We start from the raw sequence: 16,889 nt of genomic DNA on the forward strand, positions 1-16,889 counted from the left end.
TTACGGAATTCAAGTAGATTTATTAAGTCTCCAGATGCTGGACGTTGTACAGTCTCGCATAACTTCCATCACGATCCATCAGCTCGCTATGTGTTCCCTGCTCAGTAATCCTGCCGTTCTCAAGCACAACGATTTGATCGGCATGAGTAATGGTGGAAAGGCGATGAGCCACGATAAGCGTCGTTCGGTTGCTTGACAAGGATTGCAGGGCCTGCTGGATCAGATGCTCGGATTCCAGATCCAGAGCCGAGGTGGCCTCGTCCAGTACCAGGATATCCGGATCTTTCAGAAAGACACGGGCAATCGCAAGTCTCTGCTTCTGTCCTCCAGATAACTTGACGCCCCGTTCACCCACTTCCGTATCATAGCCTTGCGGCAGTTGGGAGATGAAGTCATGGGCATTGGCAGCTTTAGCAGCCGCAACAATCGCATCCTCACCTGCATCCGGGTTACCAAACAGAATATTCTCTCGGACCGTACCGCTGAACAGGAAGTTGTCCTGTAGTACCATACCAATCGATCCGCGTAAACTGTCCAGGGTGAGGTCCCTGACATCGTAGCCACCCATCTTCACGGCTCCCTGCTGTACGTCATAGAACCGCGGGATCAGCCCAATTAACGACGATTTGCCGCCACCACTCATGCCAACGAACGCTACCGTCTGGCCTTGCTGAATGGTCAGGTTAATATCCTCAAGCACCCAGCCTGCTTCATCATTATATTTGAAGTAAACATGTTCAAATTCGATCTGTCCTGCCGTCTTGAGCGTCTTGGCATTTGGCCGGTTCACAATGTCATAAGGCTCGTCCAAGAGCTCCTTGACCCGCTCCAGCGAGGCTGAGGCCTGCGTCAGGACCGTAGAAGAGTTGATCAATCGGCGCAGAGGCGCATACAACCGGTCGAGATAACCAAAAAACGCAACAAATGTACCCAATGTCAGGTCCCCTTGGATGACACGGTAGCCCCCATAACCGATAACCAGAATCGGAGCAATATCGGTCAGCGTATTGATAATGGAGAACGTAAGTGCATTCCAGCGTGTCTGAGCCAATGCTTTATTAAGAAAATTGCCGTTGATTCCTTCGAATTTTTTCTGGTCGTACCGCTCCAGAGTAAAGCTTCGAATGACCGAGATGCCTTGAATCCGCTCATGCAGGTATGCCTGAATGCCTGCGAGCGCTTGCGACCGGTCTTTTGTCAAACGCTTAAGCCGCTTATACAGCAGATTGACTGCAAGTCCATACAACGGAAGAACCGAGATGGCAACCAGTGTCAATACGGGATTCATAAAGAACATTACGATCAGTACAAACAGCAAAGTAAACATATCCAGCCATATGTTCATCATGCCAACTTCCACCAGGTTTTTGGATTGCTCCACGTCATTTATAAAACGGGATATCGCCTCTCCTACCTTGGTGTTCTGATAATAGCGGAGAGATAGGCGCTGGAGGTGGGCATAAAGCCGGTTTCGCATATCAAACAAGATCCGGCTGGTTATGAACTGGGCAAAATACTGTCGCAAAAATTCCACCGGTCCGCGCACGACAATAAATAATACAAGCGTCCCCGCCAGAATCCACATCAAATCCTGAATTTTCTGTTCGACAGACATCTGCTGGTTAATCAACAGATCATCCACCACATATTTCATAATCATGGGCAAAAGGAGCGGAATCGCAAATTTAATCATGCCGATGATGAGTGTCAGAACGATCCACTTCATATAGGGCTTAACAAAAGGATAATAGATTTTCCATGACTTCAATGGTGATAACAGCCCCTTTCTTACGTAATATCCACTTGGTAATTAGACTCAGAGCAGTTGACATTTATGAACTTCAATGCTTTATTAGTTCTAATCTTATAAATTGTATCATGTCTTGCAGGAGGATTTAGTCATGACCCGAGTTTTCGTGACGGAGGCCGTTATGCTCGCCATATATGGTCAGTTGTTAATACCAACCAAATCCGTCGAATATATTATCCCATACACTTCCATTCTGGAATTATATGAACTGCATACAACTGAGGAACATCTCATGAATAGCAGTGCCGATGATGAGCATGTCAAAACAAAAATCGGCGAATTGATTTCCTATTTTGAAGAGCCTTTGAACCGGAAAAAAATCGAACGCGCCTTACAGTCTCCTTGGGCCAAGAGCCCTTACATTCCCGTGAGTGAAACTACCCGGGTATCGGTTATGAACACCCTGGATACCGCACCATATGGTGAATCCTTTGACCCTGTGGAAACCGAGCTCCTGTTAGCATCCCAACGAGCGGAGGCACCCATACTGACAGATCAATACGAATTGATCCAGCGCATCGTTGAAGGCGCGCTGCCTGTTCAGGTATTTGATATCGATGACTTTGATTTCGCACTGGAATTCCCAGTGTCCAGACAACCTTGATATTCAGAATGTGCTTTATACTCAAAAGGAGTCCCTCCCCGGTTGAATGGGGCTGGGACTCCTCATTATTAACCGAAAAAAATTCCCCCTGCGGGGAATTTAAGTCGCAATAATGCCGCATGAATATGCTTTTAGCACTTCTTTTTTACCTTATCCAGCAAACGAATGGTAATCGCATCCATCGCAGGCAGGGCTGAAAAGTCAAAATATTTAAGTGATACTTCTGTATTCGGGGACAAATGAATTGCGCTGTGCAAACCGGTTGCTTCGTAGACCCCGATCACATAATATACCTCATCCCCGCCAAGATGCTTCTTCATATATTCCGGACCTGATACCAGATCCAAGAGTCGCATATCATCCGCTGTCAGGCCGCTCTCTTCCCACAATTCTCTTGAAGCAGTGTCTTCAAGAGCCTCGCCGGGCCTCAGGTTTCCGAGCAGAATCCCCCATTCGTCCCTGTTCTGCCGTTTCAGGAGCAGAATCTCTCCATTCTCGTTCAGCACCAGCACCGCCGCCTTCACACGGACCACCGAACGTTTGCCGATGTATTGGCGAATATCACGGTGATATACGCTCATCTTGGGAGCCTCCTTTCCCTAGATGACGCTGCAGTCTAACTTCATGTTCATGTTAATTTACTGCGCCCTCTTCTTCATAAATATACAAAATATCGTCCAAGGATTCCTCATATTTCACACGGAGTGAATACCCCTTCAAATACCATAGATCCTGCTCTTCCATAAAAAACGTTAGCTCTTCGGATCGCTCTGTCAATCCAGCTTCTCTTGGTTCCTCCACCGAAATACCTAGCGAGAAACCGGGATGGAGCCCCCCGCCGGAGCTATATCGTGGAAAGAAGCGGACGAACGTGCCTGCTTGAAGATCAAGCTCTCTCTTATACCAACGGGCTGCCTGATCACTGACTTGAATTTGCATGCTGCCGTACACCCTCCTTTAGATATCATATATTGTGGTCCCTGTCTTCTTGAGGACTGGAGATCTTAGGGACGGTATCATCCAGTGAGATGTAATATTATCATAACGCATACATATGCTCGGTTACAAATCATTTTGATAAATAAATAGTGACATAAAGAGCTATCCCAGTAGGCTTTTTCAAGTATCTTTATAGCGAAACGAAAAAATAAGTTTGACACATTCCAGTTCATGGTGATAAAATTCAGTCCATACGAGATCAGATTGAATAAAATGTAAATTCAAGAAGAAAGGGTGAGTGACATGTTGAAACTGTTTGCAATGGATCAAGATCATCTGGATCATAAGTTCTTACAATTTAATATGGATCGACTCCCCACAGATGCTGTGTCATCGTCATCCAGTCTCGTTCATACTGCAGCCAATGCTGTAACTCGATAAGAACGAAGCTGCTAACTGCTGCACGGAAATCATGGGAGGTCATGATCACCGTGCGTAATGATAAGTTCAAGATTAATGAAGCATATCTTCCGTCGCCGGATGATATGCTTTTTTTGGTTTTGCAGATGAAATACGATGCCATAACGACATACGAAAGGAAGGGATCACGTGTTTGCCGTACTTAAAAATTTAGGCTGGTTCTTCAAACAAGAGAAAAAACGGTATTTGATCGGTCTTGCGATGCTCATCTTCTGCGGATTGGTTGAGCTGCTTCCGCCGCTGCTGCTCGGAAATGCCATTGACGATATCGTAAGCAGCTCCATCACCTGGGCTTCTCTCATCCAGTATCTGCTTATGATCCTCGGGATCGTCGCAGTTGTATACTGCGCTACTTACATATGGATGCATCGATTATTTGGAGGAGCAAATCTCGTCGAACGCCTGCTCCGCACCCGATACATGAATCATTTGCTGCGGATGCTCCCGCCGTTCTTCGAGCGTAACCGTACCGGTGATTTGATGGCCAAGGCCACCAATGACCTTCGCTCCGTAGCAGCGACCGCCGGCTTCGGCATGCTTGTCATGACGGACTCCACCATATACCTGGTCGTCGTCCTGTTCGCCATGGGATTCATTGTCAGCTGGAAACTGACACTCGCGGCCATTCTGCCCATGCCGATCATTGCCATTGGCATGGTTATCTATGGGAAAGCCATTCATAAGCGTTACACGCTGGCGCAGGATGCTTTCGGCGACATGAACGACCAGGTTCTGGAATCTGTAGCCGGCGTGCGTGTCGTACGTGCTTATGTCCAGGAGCGCGCAGATCAACAGCGTTTCCAGGACATTACGGACGATGTATATCGCAAAAATCTTGCGGTTGCCAAGGTAGACGCCTTATTCGAACCGACAATCAATTTTTCCATCGGCCTCAGCTATGTTATCGGTTTAACCTATGGGGTGTACATGGTGTTCCAGAATCAAATCACGCTCGGAGATCTCGTATCGTTCAACATGTACCTCGGGATGATGATTTGGCCGATGTTCGCGATCGGAGAATTGATCAACATCATGCAGCGCGGAAACGCTTCGCTGGATCGGGTCAACGAAACCTTAAAGACCCCGCCAGATGTTACCGACACCGCGAACCCAGCAGAAGTAAATATACCGGAAACCATTCAGTTTAAGGATGTTACCTTCCGTTATCCATCCTCTACAATTGATAATTTGAAACATATCAACTTTACACTGGATAAAGGTCAGACGCTCGGGGTCGTAGGGCGCACAGGGAGCGGTAAATCAACGCTGCTGAAACAGCTACTCCATGAGTACCCTACCGGAACCGGCGAAATTCTCATATCGGACGTATCGATGGAATCTCTGGCAACCGACCAGCTCCACAGCTGGATCGGCTATGTTCCGCAAGAACAAATCCTATTCTCCAAGACGGTGCGTCAGAACATCCAGTTCGGCAAAAAGGATGCCAGTGACGAACGTATTATGGAAGCCATCACCACCGCCGCTTTTGACCGTGATCTGGTTACCCTCTCCGACGGTCTTGATACCATTGTCGGCGAGAAAGGCGTAGCGTTATCCGGCGGACAAAAACAAAGAGTCTCACTGGCCCGAGCATTTATCGGTGACCCGGAAATCTTGATCTTGGACGATTCCTTGTCCGCTGTGGACGCCCGGACGGAAGCCAGAATCATCGATAATATCCGGAGCAAACGCGCCGGCAAGACGACTCTCATCTCAACACACCGTCTCTCTGCCGTACAGCATGCTGACCTGATCGTTGTGCTGGAAGACGGTAGAATTACGGAGCAAGGAACCCATGATGAACTGCTGGAGCTTGGCGGCTGGTACCGTGAACAATTCGAACGCCAGCAGGTAGAAAACAATCTGACCTCGGAGGAGGTGTCTTAATTGACTCCCAGTGACACGACCATATCGAATGAATCCGGAATGGCAAAACGGCTATTCCGGTATGCCTTAACGGCAAAAGGCACCTTCATCACCGCCTTGATTCTGCTCGCTATCGGCGTAGCGGCAGAGCTCGCCGGCCCCTTCATCGCAAAAACGATGATTGACGAGCATATTCTGGGCATCGAGCGCCCTTATTACGAAACGTCGCAAGCTCAAGGTGCTTCATCCTATAACGGGACTTATTATAAACGTGAGGATCGCTTCCAAGAAGGTGAGACGAAGGGACAGGAAGTACGCCTCGTTCAGGCAGGCCGCAGCTTCTATTTCATTGATGAGCCGGTAGCCCGAACTGAAGGCAACCGCTCCTTTAAAGACGGTATTATATCCATTTCTTACGGTTCAGAAGAATTGCAGTATTCGGCTGTCAAGTTAACCAAGGAACAGCTGTTTCAATTTTATAAACCAGAGATTCCCAGCATCTACAAGCTGGTCGGACTATTCCTGATCTGTCTGCTGATCTCCATGATTACGGTGTTCGGCAGGACCTACTGGCTGCAATCCGCAGCCAATCGGGTCATCCAGAAGCTGCGTACCGATGTATATGCCCATATTCAGCGGCTGCCCGTCAACTTCTTTGATAATTTACCGGCTGGGAAAGTGGTTTCCCGGGTAACCAATGATACAGAAGCGGTAAAAGACCTATTCGTTGCAGTATTGTCCAATTTCAGCTCTGGCGCCGTGTATATCACGGGTGTTTATGTCGCCTTGTTCCTGCTGGATGTCAGACTTGGCCTGATCAGTTTGTTTGTTATTCCTATGCTGGTTGTATGGACTATCCTGTACCGTAAATTTGCAACCAAATACAATACGGTTATCCGCTCCCGACTGAGCGAGATTAACGCTATCATTAATGAATCCATTCAGGGGATGGCCATTATTCGTGTATTCCGCCGCCAAAAAGCGACCCAGGAAGAGTTCGAGGCGCTGAATGCTGACTATATGGCTCATCAGAACAAAATGCTCAATCTGAACTCCTTCACCACACACAACCTGGTGAATGTGCTGCGTAACGTCTCCTTTGTAGTCGTGCTTTGGTATTTCGGATCGGCCTCATTGAACGGTGCGGGCATCGTCTCAATCGGTGTACTCTACGCCTTCGTTGATCTGCTTGGCCGCATGTTCCAGCCGATAACAGGCATGGTTAACCAGCTGGCCGCCCTCGATACCTCCATCGTTTCCGCCAAACGGGTATTTGAGCTGATGGATGAAACAGGCGAAAAGGTAACGGACGGCAGCATGCCGCGTTATTTAGGAAATGTGGAGTTTCAAGATGTATCGTTCGCTTACAAGAAGGACTATGTACTTAAGAACATTTCATTTGAAGCGAAACAGGGTCAGACTGTGGCGCTTGTCGGACATACTGGCTCCGGGAAGAGCTCCATCATCAATCTGCTGTTTCGATTTTATGACCCGCAGAAAGGCACGATTACCATTGATGGGCAGCCTGTGACCGATATTCCTAAGCAATGGCTCCGCAAGCATATGGGAATCGTCCTGCAAGACCCGTATCTGTTCACCGGTACGATTGCTTCGAATGTCAGTCTGGGTGACCCGAGTATTACACGGGAACAAGTGGAGCAAGCACTTCGCGACGTGGGTGCCGATAGACTGCTTGCTCATCTTCCACAAGGCTTTGATGAGCCGGTACTGGAGAAGGGGAGCACACTGTCAGCCGGTCAGCGCCAGCTAATCTCTTTTGCCCGGGCTTTGGCGTTCAACCCGGCCATCCTGATTCTTGATGAAGCCACTGCGAACATCGATACGGAAACGGAAGCCTTGATCCAAGAAGCACTGGAGGTTCTGAAGCGTGGACGTACGACATTCATCATTGCCCACCGCTTATCTACGATCCGCAGCGCCGACCAGATTCTGGTCCTTCACCGCGGAGAAATTGTAGAACAGGGATCCCATGACGAATTGATGGCCCTAGGCGGAAGATACTTTAAAATGTATCAGCTTCAGCAAGGCAGCACGCCATCGATTTCAGAGAATAAGGAAACCGTGATGGCCGCTTCCAACAGTAACATGGCCGGTGGTCATGTGTAATCAGAAAACCTCCACGCTTCTGTGGTGACAAATAATAAAAGGCTGCCCCAAAAGTAGATCTGTTTTTTTAACGAACACCTCATTAGATGAAAAATCACAAAAAAACAAAAAAATGGCGGCATCAGAAATCAATTCTGTGCCGCCATTTCTTTATTTTGGTCAAACGCCGCCTTCTCAAAGAAATTGTGAGCGAGTGAAAACCATCCGGCCTCAAGGCAGACCCCGAAGCAGAAAACGTCTGAACCCTCAGTAATTTATGATTAGATCAAACACACTTTACGGTTCAATCATTCTTCGTATGGACAGTGACTTAGACACTTTCATTCTACCAAAGCGTGCTTTCCTTGTGTTATCTGTTTTTAATGGATGACTATGCACGAAGCAGCGGAGAGGACGAAACGATTCCGGACCAGCGGTAGCGGTAGCCTTTGCCCCCGAATTTCTTCCTTTCTAGAGTCATTCCAAGAAATTTGGGGGCAACAGCGAGGGGAAGAACGTTTCGTACGCGGAGCGTCTTGCACGCAAATAGAAGCTGCCCCTAAGATCTGGTGATCTGTTGGAGCAGCCTTTTATTTGTTGTTCTATTTTCTATTCAGCGATTAGATTGGCAGTTTACTTCGTAAACTCGATAATACCGGCTGCTTGGACATTCACTTTGGTATATTTGGATGGCACGATGACGTCATCGGAAGCCGATGAAATGACTTGTGGATACATCATATCCGGGTCGGGCTGCAGAACTTTGTAATAAATCACTGCTTCGTTGTCTGTAACATAGTCGACCGAAGTGATTTTGATGCCATACCCGGGATGTGGTAACTCATGCTTGGTTACTGTCACTTTGTTCTGAGCATCGTCTACCCTCGAAATGCTAATGCTCACGTTTGGATCCATCTTTCCTGGCTCCTTGGGTATGTTGTTCTTCTGATGCTGCTCAATGAATTGAACCGATTGGTACGCAAGTTCTGCTGCCTCCATCCGTGTCATACTCTTCGCAGGATAAAACTTATCATGGTCATCGAGTTTTGCTATTTTGGTTAACAGCAGAAATTGAACAGCCCCCCGGCTCTCCTCTTTCATCTGATCCTCGTCAGCCACATGCAGATACATCATAATCAGTGGATAATTACCCGTCTTCTGAATCGCTTCCGAGAGCAGAACTGCAAACCCTTCACGCGTTATAGGCTCATTCCATTTCATGTCAGCGGATACGGATAATCCGTTCTGAGCCGCAATATTGACAGCATTAGCATACCAGGCATGCTTCGGCACGCTGTCAAAGGAGCGCCCCGTAAAGTTCGGCTGTACCTTCAGGTCCGCCAGGTTGACAATCATCTGTATCGCTTGCGCGGTCTTTATCGTCTCAGCCGGAGCGAATCGCTCTGTGCTAATCCCTTGTATAATTCCTTTGGCTTGCAGCTCTTTCACCATCGAAATAGAATTCTCCTCTTGGATATCGGTGAAGGCAGAAGCGCCGCTGGCTCCGAGCAAAGAAGATGCGACAAGCACTGCCGTCAACCATTTCATCGTGTTCTTCATATTTACACCTCCTATGATCTCTGACGCAGAGGTGCTGGAATATGTTTCATCTCAGCGCTCATTCCTGCTATACACTTTTCTCGCCGTCCAAGCCCAGCTTCACGTACATTTCGCGCGAATAACCCTGCAGCTTCTGCTCAAGAGCCTGGGCCTGATCCTTGAATGCGGTTAACTCCCGAATCATCCGAGAACGTCCCGCCGGACTGAATGTTTCATGAATCCGCTCTTTAAAATAATCATGGACAATATAGTTTCGCTGCTTCCAGACTTCCTTTAATTGAAGCGTTTCTTCTTCGGAGAACGGAAAGTAATGCTGTATCTCATGTACCAGTTGGCCCAGAGAGCTGCTTAATTTCCGCTGATATAGTTGGGTGAAATCTTCTTCTGAAGGCACATTTCCTTGGGAAAGCTTGATCAGCATCAACAAATTTGCAAGCTGCTGTTCAAGGGCCTGTGAATAATACACCGCTAATCCGAAATAGGCAAACAGCTCTTTGGAGTGGTCACTGTCCAACAGTCGAGATTGTTTCATGGTATCCTCCTCTAGTATTGGCTGTCTTTACCGTTTCTATTTGTGTATATCCTTATGGTAAAGGAAGATTCCCTCTACTTCAACCTACTTTTCGAATCAGCGCTGCCGCGTCCTTGCGGCAGACCGTCCAGAGATAAATCGCAAGTAATATGAAGCTGTATAGGTATGAATATAATATCGTAACAAAGGTGCTGATCGCAGACCGATCTTCTATATGCATGAACAAATCGATCGTGGTGGAGACAGGGGGCAGCACATAGATAATAAACCCGATATTAGAAGGGATTTTCTGTTGCAGGGTCTGTCCCGCTAATGAAATCACCATGATGATGATCAGCAGGCCAGCCGCCCTTCCCTGGTTCTCTATAAAGCCAAATTGAAAAAAAACTGAGAGAGAAATACCGAGCAAAGCTAAGGCCACATGTCCCAAATAACCGAGCGCAAACTCCAACAACGAAATCGGCTTATCAAACATCCCAAACAAAACCGGAAAAAGCACCGCAAACAAACTAAATATCATAGATAGTAGAGCAGCGGTAAAATACTGGGCGGAATAATATCGGATCGGCTTTCCGCTATGGATAATCAGTAGCATCGACTGCCGTCCTTGATCGTGATTGAAGAAGTTCAAGCCAAGCCATGCTGAGCCGATAAACAGAAGAGCGGATGTTACCGCATAGCTGCTCATAATCGGATTGGGACGATAAGAATAGATCAGCATCACCGATATGATTATAAAAGCGAGGGGAGCAAAATATCGATAGGACCTGGTATAACTGGCCAACAGATAACGAATCATTGATATCATTATGTCTCCCCTCCCGCTATCTCCGGTCCCGTCGAGAAGTCCACAGCGCTTGTCATCTCTCCATCCTTGGGCTCAAGCCGAATCAGTGACCCTCCGGACTGTAAAATATATAGTACGATATCGTCTGTGGCCTGTCTCTCAACGACCATGGATGCAGGAGTACCCCGTGATATCCAATAGAGAAAACCCCTATTGTTCTCCAATTCTGTCATCGTGTCCGGATGCACACCAATGAACTCCAGTTTCATTCTGGCGAGCACCGGTTCGTTTTCCAGCATTCCATCCCGCTGGATTCGTCCCAGGCGTAGCCTTGTCTCCCGGTCTGCTAACGATGTTATGAGCAGCGGTTCATGTACAGACATCGTTATGGCTGTACCTTGTCTTTTGACTTCACGCAATATGCCGATCATCTCCATTTGGGATGACTCATCCAGCCCTGAAAGAGGCTCATCCAAAACCAAAAGTTCAGGCTGACGCAGCAAGGCTTGCATGATATTTACCTTTTGCAGCATGCCTTTAGAGCATAGTGTCATCATTATGTCCTGAAGTTGAAATAGATTTAGCATCGCCTGGATTCGCTTCCTGGCTTCCTGCTTATCCATTCCTTGAATGCGAGCCATATAGCCCAGATATTCAGTAGGACGAAATCGGAGTGCAGGAAATCGTTCGGGTACATATCCTACTCGTAAAGGGGATACTGCTTCGATTCGAGAACCTTCCGAGGGATAGGCAAGCCCCGCAATCATATGCAGCAAGGTGCTCTTCCCCGCCCCGTTGCTTCCCGTAATCGCAACGCATTCACCTCGGGCGATGCTCCAATCGATGTTATGTAAGACGACACTTTTACCAAAGCGCTTATGCACTCCATTTAACCCCAGCAGCTCTTGCAACCAGATCAACTCCTGTTAACATCTTACACCTATTCGATAACATGTTTGCTCGCCGTTATCTCGACCACTTCATATCTTCATTTCATGCGATATCCTATTTTAATTTGAAGCAGATAAGCTCTACTCCTTGTCGCCCATTTCGCTGAGATGTTTTTCAAATACCATGGTTCCAGCACCCACCATGCCCGCATGCTCTCCTAATTCCGAAGGTTGAAGCACCATTTGATTATGGAAGCTGGAGAGGCTTCTATTGTACGCTGTTTCTTTGACATGCTCGAAGAAATCAGGATAATGGTTAGCCAAACTGCCTCCAACGATGATCGTTTCGGGTGTCAGTATATTCATGATATTTGCGAGAGCAATGCCCACGTATTGTGCCGAATTAGTTAGACTCTGGACAGCCAAAGGGTCTCCAGCGACTGCAGCAGAGAGTAATTCAGACAGATCTAAACCGTGTCCATCGTTAGCCATTGGAGACTCATGAGGACTAGCAGTCCCCAGTCGCTTCTCATTCACATGGTTGATGATCGCCATACCCGAGGCGATTGCATCCAAACAGCCGTGATTGCCGCAGTAGCAGCGGGGCCCGTCCATATCGACTGTACAATGACCAATCTCACCTGCTCCAAAGGGAGAAACCCGATATAGCTTCTGATCAAGGATCAAACCGCTTCCGATACTCATATCTGCATTCACGTATATCATACTGTTAAAATGTCTACCGTTACCATACCACTGTTCACCAAGTGCCATTGCGTTAGCATCCTTCTCCAAATAGGTCGGAAGCTCCGTATTCTCCTCGATCAGCCCCTTCAATCGTACTTGATGCAATCCCGGAATATGGGGGGGCGATAGAATCTTGCCTTGTATCGGATCGAGTGGTCCTGGCGCTGCAACACCAATGCCAATGATTCGGGATTTAAGTTCCGTCTGATCCAAAACCGCTTGAATAGTCGATATAATGACATTAACAACGCCGCCTCGATTGGCGTTATCTTCAAAGTTTCTTCGTTCTTCCAGGATCATGTTTCCTTGCAAATTCATGACTCCCGCACGCACGAATGCTGTGTCGACATGAACTCCTACTGTGTAAATACCGTCAGGATTCAGGGATATGAGCTTAGGCTTTCTTCCGCGATATGCATCAACATCATACCCGGCATCCATGATCCAGCCTTCTTGCATAAGTTCTTCCACCAGATTGTTGACAGCGGTAAAGGTCAAATCCATCTTGGCCGCAATTTCTGCCTTGGTTAAACTGCCGTAATCCCGAAGCATCGCGATCACGCCCATCCGATTCATGTTACGGATATGCCGATTGTTCTTGCCTACTGAATTATTCATTTCATTACCTCATTCTCTATAACCATCTTTCTTCCCTACCCAGTCTATTCTAGGGGAAATTTTCGGGTTAGTAAATTAAGGGCATCAAAAAGCCTGATTTTCCCCTATGGAAAATCAGGCTGTGATGTCTTCGTGCAGGGAACTTCGTATTATATCTGCTTGAGCATTTCGCGGCAAGCCTCGGCACATTGACGACATGCTTCTGCACATTGTTTGCAATGCTCATGGTCATGTTTCTCGCACTCCTCGGCGCAAGCATCACATGCCTTGATGCACAGTTCACAAATTTCCTTAAGGAATGGGCTTTTTCTTGACATGGCTTGCGCTGCAAATGCACAAATATCGGCACACTCTCTGTCGAGCGTTATGCAATCTCGAAGCATGGCCAGCTCGTATTCTTTCAGACAGGATACATAGCAAACATTACAAGCGTTCATACATTGGAGACATGCTTCGATACATTCTTTGTATTTGAGTTCATTTAACATTTAAATATCCTCCTTGTATTTATTACGCTATGCCTCTGTATTAAACTGTGGAGGATACTCTGAAACAAGCTGCCGCTAGAAAGGGAAGTGGAATCATTGCCCAATTAACCCCCACACCAGGTCTAAGCATCCGTGTGCTTCCCCTCCAGCTTTTCAAGCTGCTCTTTAAGCAGCGACTTCTGAAAGTGCTCTCCGATAAACACCACCACATCCGGAACTTGCCCTTGGGGGGTGATTTTCATAAAGTCAGATTCCCGAAATGCGTACTGGAACAGAAACCGACTATTCGTATCGCTAAAGGTGAGAATGCCTTTGGCTCGATAAACATCTCTTGGCAGCCCAGCTATAAACCGTTCAAACTCCACGCTGTCTATAGGATTGCTGAAATAATAAGTGTAAGACATCACGTGATCATGAGTTTCGTGAGCATGTCCATGAGTACAATCGTTGTCCGTTAGTTTGTGATCATGTCCGCTATCTTCACCATGACGATGCTCGTGCCTAGGATGCCCCTGTGTATCTCTCTTAAGCAATTCATCCATATTCAAGTCACATCGAACCGCGGGTACGATCGGCGCATGCGGATTCCATCGCTCCAAGCACTCCATAACCGTTTCCTTTTCGAGATCGGTGACCTGGTCCACTTTATTCAGGACGAGAAAAGAAGCTGCACGAATCTGCTCCTGCATCAAACGATATGTCTTCCCCTTTTGCTCGTTATTCAAATGCAGCAGATGCGCCGCATCCACCACTGTAATCAACTGGTTGACTTGAATACGCATATATAACGATGCTTCTGCCACAGCGTCCAGTATTTCCATTGGATTTGCGATTCCTGTTGCCTCAATGATGATCACATCCGGATGCTCACGATCCACCAGCATTGCAATTTCAGATGATAAATCTGATCGAATGGTACAACAAATACAGCCGCTCAGCATCTCTGCTGTCGGTACTTTCTCATCGCCAACCAATCCTTCGATATTGACCTCGCCGATCTCATTCATAACAATGGCAGGTCTCAATTCCTGGTGCTTAAAGTGAGCAAGCAGACGGCTTAGTAATGTCGTTTTCCCACTACCGAGAAAACCTGATAAAATATATATAGACGTTACGCGCTCCACATTTCCTACTCCTTTGCTTACATCGTTGATTATGCTAGCGAGTTTACTATATTTTATCCATTCACTGCAAGACCCACTATAATCTAAAACAGGAGTTGCCAATAATATGAATACAGCGCAAACCCATAAACTTCAATCCTCCGCTTCCGTAAACTGTATGGTAATAACAGTCTCGGATACGCGGAATCAGGAAACGGACAAGAGTGGTCAATTGATGATCCGTTTGCTTGAAGAAGCCGGACATGCCGTGACGGCTTATCAAATTGTACAAGATGACTTTGAAGCCATTCGTGAGATCATCGTTACCGCAGTAAGCAACGCAGAGATTGATATCATCCTTTTAACCGGTGGCACAGGCATATCAAGCCGGGATACCACCTATGAGGCCGTCTCTTCCCTGCTGGACAAGGAGCTGCCTGGCTTTGGTGAGATTTTCCGCAACCTGAGCTTTACCGAGGATATCGGAACTGCAGCCATATTGAGCCGAGCGATCGGCGGCACACTTAGATCTACCGCCATCTTCTCGATGCCGGGTTCTACCGGAGCGGTAAACTTGGCCATGAACCGTATTCTGCTCCCTGAGCTAAGGCATATTAAATATGAGCTGGACAAACATAAACCTCAGCAATGATCACATAGAAGGACTCGATAACTCAATATAAAAGGCCAGATGCATAAATGCATCCGGCCTTGGTTTCACCCCTAGCTGCTGCCTCGCCCTTGATGTTTGGCAAGCAGTGAGGGCGCTATTTTCTTAACCTGTTCATAATAGTTGTCCGTCTTATCGCCAGTCGATGTATACACGATGGACGTTTCATTATCACTAATAATCAGATTGTGCCCACCTGCCGCATTGGCATCCCCCTCGGTGACGCCGAATATTTCGGTCATCCCCTTTTCTCTGGCTGCTTGATTCTGGTAGATGTACACGGTGATAAATTGACTGGCATCGTAGTTAATTCGGTATTGATACGTCATATTGCCGATGTCATCTTCGACATACGTTTCATTGGTTAGCGGCATTTTTGCCTTGTCGAAGGATGCCTGAAGATCCTCAAGAAATCTCCCGTTCAGGCCCCGGCCTGAAATTCGGGCCTCCCGCGAACCTTCTTCATAAGCCCTCATATTATATAGGCGCGCTTCATCCTTGGCGATCTGCTTGGAACAGCCGACTGATATGGCAAACATGCAGCATAACATTACTACACCTACGATTCTGCGGTACATCATGTTCACTCATCCCTTCTTAGGCGTCAAAGGTAACCTAACATTAGGATGCCGCGAATGAGGAACATTATTCGAGGTACCATTCATTTATTGCAGAGTAATAACGCTTCTTCCAACCGCTCCACCTTGCAGAATTGTATTCAGCACCTCAGGCAGATCCATTAGTCCATACTCCGTAATACCTTCGCGCAGGACGGATGCAGGTTTCCAAATGTCAGCAAGCTTGGACCAGATCTCTCGTCGATAGGTCATTGGACAGTATACCGAATCGATTCCCAGCAGGCTGATACCCCTGAGAATAAACGGAAATACCGTTGATTCAAATGCTCCGCCGCCCGTCATACCCGAAACGGCTACGCTTCCGCCATATTTTACGCACTTCAGGATGGAGCTCAACTGATTTCCCCCGACCGGATCTACTACTGCAGCCCATCTCTCCCCTGATATGGCACCCTTGGAGACTTCATTTACGACCTCTTCTCTGGATATCACTTTATGAGCTCCCAGTTTCAAGAGCCAGTCCGTTTGACTCACTTTACCCGTAGAAGCTGTTACCTCGTAGCCTAGCTGACTGAGTATGGATACGGCGAAGCTTCCTACACCTCCGGTTGCGCCTGTGACAAGAACAGGCCCCTGTCCCTGCTCTAATCCGTTTCGTAGTAACCCATCGATCGATAAGGCAGCAGTAAAGCCAGCTGTTCCTATGGCCATCGCGTCACGCAAAGACAAGCCTTGGGGCAAAGGGAAAAGCCATTCTCCCTTTACCCGTGCATACTGGCTGAATCCCCCTTCATGAGATACGCCTAATTCATATCCGGTACACAGAACGGAATCGCCTTCCCTGTAATCGGGGTGATCAGAATGCACAACCGTTCCCGCCAGATCAATGCCTGGAATGAACGGGTACCGGCGGACGATTTTCCCTTCCGGTATGCTCGCTAGCCCGTCTTTATAGTTAACCCCGCTGTATAACACTCGTACAATAACATCACCTTCGGGCAGCTGCTTTAAACTCAGATTCTCCACGCTACCGCGCATCCCTTGTTCATCTCGTCGCAGCATATAGGCGTGAAATTCGGTTTCGTTGTTCACACGGATCACTCCTTTGGTT

17 protein-coding genes are annotated in these 16,889 nt (G+C 47.5%); 4 read left to right on the forward strand and 13 right to left on the reverse strand.

The window, feature by feature from the left end; translation table 11 throughout:
* Nucleotides 1-22 precede the first annotated feature (22 nt).
* On the reverse strand, nt 23-1,768 hold the full coding sequence (locus AM231_RS12750) for an ABC transporter ATP-binding protein (RefSeq protein WP_053492725.1): 1,746 nt from the start codon (nt 1,766-1,768) through the stop codon (nt 23-25).
* Nucleotides 1,769-1,901: 133 nt separating this feature from the next.
* Here AM231_RS12750 and AM231_RS12755 point away from each other — a divergent pair, with 133 nt between their 5' ends.
* Nucleotides 1,902-2,414: a hypothetical protein gene (locus tag AM231_RS12755; RefSeq protein WP_053492724.1), complete on the forward strand. Its 513-nt coding sequence runs from the start codon at nt 1,902-1,904 to the stop codon at nt 2,412-2,414.
* A gap of 131 nt (nt 2,415-2,545) precedes the next feature.
* Here AM231_RS12755 and AM231_RS12760 read toward each other — a convergent pair whose 3' ends face one another.
* From AM231_RS12760 to AM231_RS29070, 3 genes are all read right to left on the reverse strand, one after another.
* Entirely contained in the window at nt 2,546-2,995 is a 450-nt protein-coding gene (locus AM231_RS12760) for an NUDIX domain-containing protein (protein ID WP_053492723.1), read from the reverse strand.
* Between the two features lie 52 nt (nt 2,996-3,047).
* Entirely contained in the window at nt 3,048-3,353 is a 306-nt protein-coding gene (locus AM231_RS12765) for a HesB/YadR/YfhF family protein (protein ID WP_054402915.1), read from the reverse strand.
* Nucleotides 3,354-3,711: 358 nt separating this feature from the next.
* Nucleotides 3,712-3,864, reverse strand: a complete 153-nt coding sequence (locus AM231_RS29070; protein WP_165593398.1) for a hypothetical protein — start codon at nt 3,862-3,864, stop codon at nt 3,712-3,714.
* Between the two features lie 98 nt (nt 3,865-3,962).
* Here AM231_RS29070 and AM231_RS12770 point away from each other — a divergent pair, with 98 nt between their 5' ends.
* On the forward strand, nt 3,963-5,720 hold the full coding sequence (locus tag AM231_RS12770) for an ABC transporter ATP-binding protein (RefSeq protein WP_054402916.1): 1,758 nt from the start codon (nt 3,963-3,965) through the stop codon (nt 5,718-5,720).
* A 39-nt stretch (nt 5,721-5,759) separates the two neighbouring features.
* Nucleotides 5,760-7,826 carry an ABC transporter ATP-binding protein gene (locus tag AM231_RS12775; protein WP_207383614.1) on the forward strand — a complete coding sequence of 689 codons (2,067 nt, stop codon included), beginning with the start codon at nt 5,760-5,762 and terminating at the stop codon, nt 7,824-7,826.
* Nucleotides 7,827-8,438: 612 nt separating this feature from the next.
* Here the strand turns inward: AM231_RS12775 and AM231_RS12780 are convergent.
* The 7 genes from AM231_RS12780 to AM231_RS12810 form a co-directional block, all read right to left on the reverse strand.
* Nucleotides 8,439-9,365, reverse strand: a complete 927-nt coding sequence (locus AM231_RS12780; RefSeq protein ID WP_054402918.1) for a protease complex subunit PrcB family protein — start codon at nt 9,363-9,365, stop codon at nt 8,439-8,441.
* A gap of 67 nt (nt 9,366-9,432) precedes the next feature.
* Nucleotides 9,433-9,897 (reverse strand): hypothetical protein, encoded by a 465-nt coding sequence (locus AM231_RS12785; RefSeq protein WP_053492718.1) that lies wholly within the window; start codon nt 9,895-9,897, stop codon nt 9,433-9,435.
* Nucleotides 9,898-9,976: 79 nt separating this feature from the next.
* Entirely contained in the window at nt 9,977-10,705 is a 729-nt protein-coding gene (locus AM231_RS12790; protein ID WP_242615138.1) for a hypothetical protein, read from the reverse strand.
* Complete coding sequence (locus AM231_RS12795) at nt 10,705-11,595, reverse strand: ABC transporter ATP-binding protein (protein ID WP_054402920.1); 891 nt, start codon at nt 11,593-11,595, stop codon at nt 10,705-10,707. Before AM231_RS12795 ends, AM231_RS12790 begins: the two co-directional genes overlap by 1 nt.
* A gap of 120 nt (nt 11,596-11,715) precedes the next feature.
* Entirely contained in the window at nt 11,716-12,939 is a 1,224-nt protein-coding gene (locus AM231_RS12800; protein ID WP_054402921.1) for an ROK family transcriptional regulator, read from the reverse strand.
* 149 nt (nt 12,940-13,088) lie between these two features.
* Nucleotides 13,089-13,427, reverse strand: a complete 339-nt coding sequence (locus AM231_RS12805; protein WP_053492714.1) for a four-helix bundle copper-binding protein — start codon at nt 13,425-13,427, stop codon at nt 13,089-13,091.
* 122 nt (nt 13,428-13,549) lie between these two features.
* Nucleotides 13,550-14,551 (reverse strand): CobW family GTP-binding protein, encoded by a 1,002-nt coding sequence (locus tag AM231_RS12810; RefSeq protein ID WP_054402922.1) that lies wholly within the window; start codon nt 14,549-14,551, stop codon nt 13,550-13,552.
* 106 nt (nt 14,552-14,657) lie between these two features.
* Between AM231_RS12810 and AM231_RS12815 the strand changes: the two genes are divergently transcribed.
* Nucleotides 14,658-15,182, forward strand: a complete 525-nt coding sequence (locus tag AM231_RS12815; protein WP_054402923.1) for a MogA/MoaB family molybdenum cofactor biosynthesis protein — start codon at nt 14,658-14,660, stop codon at nt 15,180-15,182.
* 71 nt (nt 15,183-15,253) lie between these two features.
* Here AM231_RS12815 and AM231_RS12820 read toward each other — a convergent pair whose 3' ends face one another.
* A complete protein-coding gene (locus AM231_RS12820) occupies nt 15,254-15,781 on the reverse strand; it encodes a hypothetical protein (protein ID WP_054402924.1) in 528 nt (175 codons plus the stop codon).
* Between the two features lie 84 nt (nt 15,782-15,865).
* Entirely contained in the window at nt 15,866-16,870 is a 1,005-nt protein-coding gene (locus tag AM231_RS12825) for an NADPH:quinone oxidoreductase family protein (protein ID WP_207383567.1), read from the reverse strand.
* Nucleotides 16,871-16,889 lie beyond the last annotated feature (19 nt).

The organism is Paenibacillus solani (genome assembly GCF_001277345.1).
GTDB lineage: Bacteria > Bacillota > Bacilli > Paenibacillales > Paenibacillaceae > Paenibacillus_AQ > Paenibacillus_AQ solani.